The following is a 3,226-nucleotide window of genomic DNA, read 5'->3' as shown; positions in this document are numbered from 1 at the left end:
CACCGTATATCTCGAGCCGCTTAACCGTTATCAGGATCATATGATCAACACGCTGGCGGATGCGCGTCGGTACATTGTGGAAAACAATCTGAAGCACGTACAGATCATCGGCGATTTCTACCACATGAATATCGAAGAAGATGATATGGCGAAGGCGCTGCACGATAACCGCGATCTGCTGGGACATGTGCATATCGCGGATAATCATCGCTATCAACCGGGCAGCGGCAGCCTGAACTTCAGCATGCTGTTTGATCAGTTGCGCGAAGATAACTATCAGGGCTACGTGGTGTATGAAGGGCGGGTGCGGGCAGAAAATCTGCCGGAAGCCTACCGTCAGTCATTGGCCTGGTTGCGTACCTGCTAAGAGGTTGCCGTGAAAAGTGCAATGACTCGTTCTCCGCTTCGTGTTGCCATCATTGGCGCCGGACAGGTAGCGGATAAAGTTCATGCTTCGTACTACTGCACCCGCGAGGATCTGGAACTGGTGGCTGTCTGTGACAGCCGCCGTTCTCAGGCGCAAACGCTGGCAGATAAATACGGTAATGCGCAGGTCTGGGACGATCCGCAGGCGATGCTTCAGAAGGTAAAGCCCGATATCGTCAGCATCTGTTCACCGAATCGTTTTCATTACCAGCATACTTTGCTGGCACTGGAGGCCGGTTGTCACGTGATGTGTGAGAAACCGCCAGCGATGACCCCGGATCAGGCGCTGGAGATGCGTAATACCGCGCGTCGTATGGGTAAAGTACTGGCTTATGATTTCCATCATCGGTTCGCGCTGGATACGCAGTTACTGCGTGAGCAGGTCATGGCGGGCGTTCTCGGTGAAATCTACGTGACCAACGCCAGAGCGCTGCGTCGCTGCGGTGTTCCCGGATGGGGGGTTTTTACCAATAAAGCGCTGCAGGGCGGCGGGCCGCTGATCGATCTTGGTATTCACATGCTGGATGCCGCGATGTATGTGTTGGGGTTCCCAATGGTGAAACGGGTCTGGGCCCACAGTTTTCAGAAAATTGGCACACAGAAAAATTGTGGCCAGTTCGGTGAGTGGGATCCGACGACCTATACCGTAGAGGATTCTCTGTTTGGCACCGTCGAGTTCCACAACGGCAGCATTCTGCGTCTTGAAACCTCCTTTGCGTTGAATATCCCCGAACAATCCATCATGAATGTGAATTTTTGTGGTGACAAAGCGGGGGCAACGCTGTTCCCGGCGCAGGTCTATACCGATAAGGGCGGCGAACTGGAGACGCTATTTGCCCGCGAATGTGCAGACGATCAGCGTCATTTTCGCAGTATGGAAGCTTTCGTGAATCATGTTCGCGGTGAGCCGGTCACTATCGCGGACGCCGAACAGGGATGGCTAATCCAGCAACTGGTGGCGGCGCTGTATCAGTCTGCAGAAACAGGGATGTGTGTTGAATTATGAGCAAGCCAGTTACGTTATCCGAATCGGGTTTTTGTCCGCACAGCCTGAATAAATATGCCTCACTACTGGCGACAGGTAATGGTTACCTGGGGTGTAGAGCCAGCCACGAAGAAGCTTATACCCATCAAACGCGTGGGATGTATCTGGCCGGGTTGTATCACCGGTCCGGGAAGGGGGAAATCAATGAACGAGTGAACCTTCCGGACGTTATTGGCGTCGACATCTTCCTGAATGGTGAGCTTTTCTCGTTGCTCAGCGGAACTCTCGAAAGCTGGCAGCGAGAGATCGACTTCGCTACCGGCGAGTTAACGCGTTCGCTGATCTGGCGTGCGCCTGACGGGGCGCGTTTCGCCATTGAGAGTCGACGCTTTGTCTCAGCAGAGCAATTGCCACTCCTGGCGACGACGTTGTCGATTACCCCGCTCGACAGCGATGCCATAATTGCGTTATCGACCGGCATTGACGCAACAATCACCAACCATGGTCGCCAGCATCTGGATGAAACGCAGTTGCGGGTGTTCGGCCAACATCTCCTGCAAGGGATTTACACCACTCAGGATGGCCGAAGTCATGTCGCTGTTTCCACACATTGCCGCGTCAACGGTGATGCGCAGTCCTGCTTTACAGCAAAAGAACGGCGGCTGATGCAGCACACCAGCTCGTTGATGAAAGCAGGGGAATGCCTGACACTGGAAAAACTCACGTGGGTGGACTGGACCACAGAGTGCGATGTCTCACTGGAAAGCTGGGGGCAAAAGGGGATTCTGCACCTAAATGCCTGCGTGGGGCTGGGTTATGACGCGTTACTGGCGCAATCCGCCGCCAACTGGCAGCGCTGGTGGCAGCATTGTCGAGTAGAAGTGAATAGTGTAAACGCAGACGATCAGCGTGCGCTGGACTTCGCCCTGTATCATTTACGGATTATGACGCCTGCCCATGATGAGCGTTGTAGCATCGGCGCGAAGGGGATGACCGGTGAAGGTTATAAAGGACACGTTTTCTGGGATACCGAAGTCTTTCTGCTTCCTTTTCATCTGTTCACTTACCCTGACGTCGCGCGGAATTTGTTGCGCTACCGTTGGCATAATCTGGCCGGGGCGCGGGAAAAAGCGCGAATCAACGGCTGGCAGGGGGCGCTGTTTCCGTGGGAAAGCGCGCGCAGCGGTGATGAAGAGACGCCGGAGTTCGCGGCGATCAACATTCGAACCGGATTGCGTCAGAAGGTGGCCTCTGCGCAGGCGGAACATCATCTGGTGGCCGATATTGCCTGGGCCGTTGTGGCGTACTGGCAGGTCACAGGCGATGAGCAATTTATGTCCCATGAAGGACTAACGCTTTTACTGGAAACGGCACGGTTCTGGCTGAGCCGTACAACGGAAGTGAAGGGACGACTTGAGATCCATGATGTCATTGGCCCGGATGAATACACCGAACACGTGAATAATAACGCCTTCACTAACTATATGGCGTATTACAACGTCGAGCAGGCACTGCATTTTGCCCGTCGCTATGGTTGCACGGACGACGCGTTTATTCATCGTGCCGAGCACTTTCTCCAGTTCTTATGGCGACCAGAGGTTCTGGCAGATGGCATTTTACCGCAGGATGATACGTTTCTCAGCAAACCGGCTATTGATCTGAGCGCGTACAAGACAACGGCGGGCAAGCAGACGATCCTGTTGGATTACTCGCGGGCGGAAGTCAATGAACTGCAAATTCTGAAGCAAGCGGATGTGGTGATGCTGACCTATATGCTCCCGGAGTTGTTCACAGCGGAAGTTTGCCTCAACAATC

3 protein-coding genes are annotated in these 3,226 nt (G+C 54.1%); all 3 read left to right on the top strand.

What is annotated here, in order from left to right; translation table 11 throughout:
• A partial coding sequence (locus tag AB7E14_RS22135) for a TIM barrel protein (protein ID WP_428169966.1) occupies positions 1 to 367 on the top strand: 367 nt, incomplete at its 5' end.
• Between the two features lie 9 nt (positions 368 to 376).
• On the top strand, positions 377 to 1,432 hold the full coding sequence (locus AB7E14_RS22130; RefSeq protein ID WP_044257753.1) for a Gfo/Idh/MocA family protein: 1,056 nt from the start codon (positions 377 to 379) through the stop codon (positions 1,430 to 1,432).
• Positions 1,429 to 3,226, top strand: a 1,798-nt coding sequence (locus tag AB7E14_RS22125; RefSeq protein WP_428169965.1) for a glycoside hydrolase family 65 protein, incomplete at its 3' end; no start/stop codon positions are given. The genes AB7E14_RS22130 and AB7E14_RS22125, both read left to right, overlap by 4 nt.

The sequence above is a fragment of the Citrobacter sp. genome (genome assembly GCF_050252275.1).
Taxonomy (GTDB): Bacteria; Pseudomonadota; Gammaproteobacteria; order Enterobacterales; family Enterobacteriaceae; genus Citrobacter_A; species Citrobacter_A amalonaticus.
Note: the sequence above shows the minus strand (reverse complement) of the source record. Positions and strands in the feature narration are given on the sequence as shown.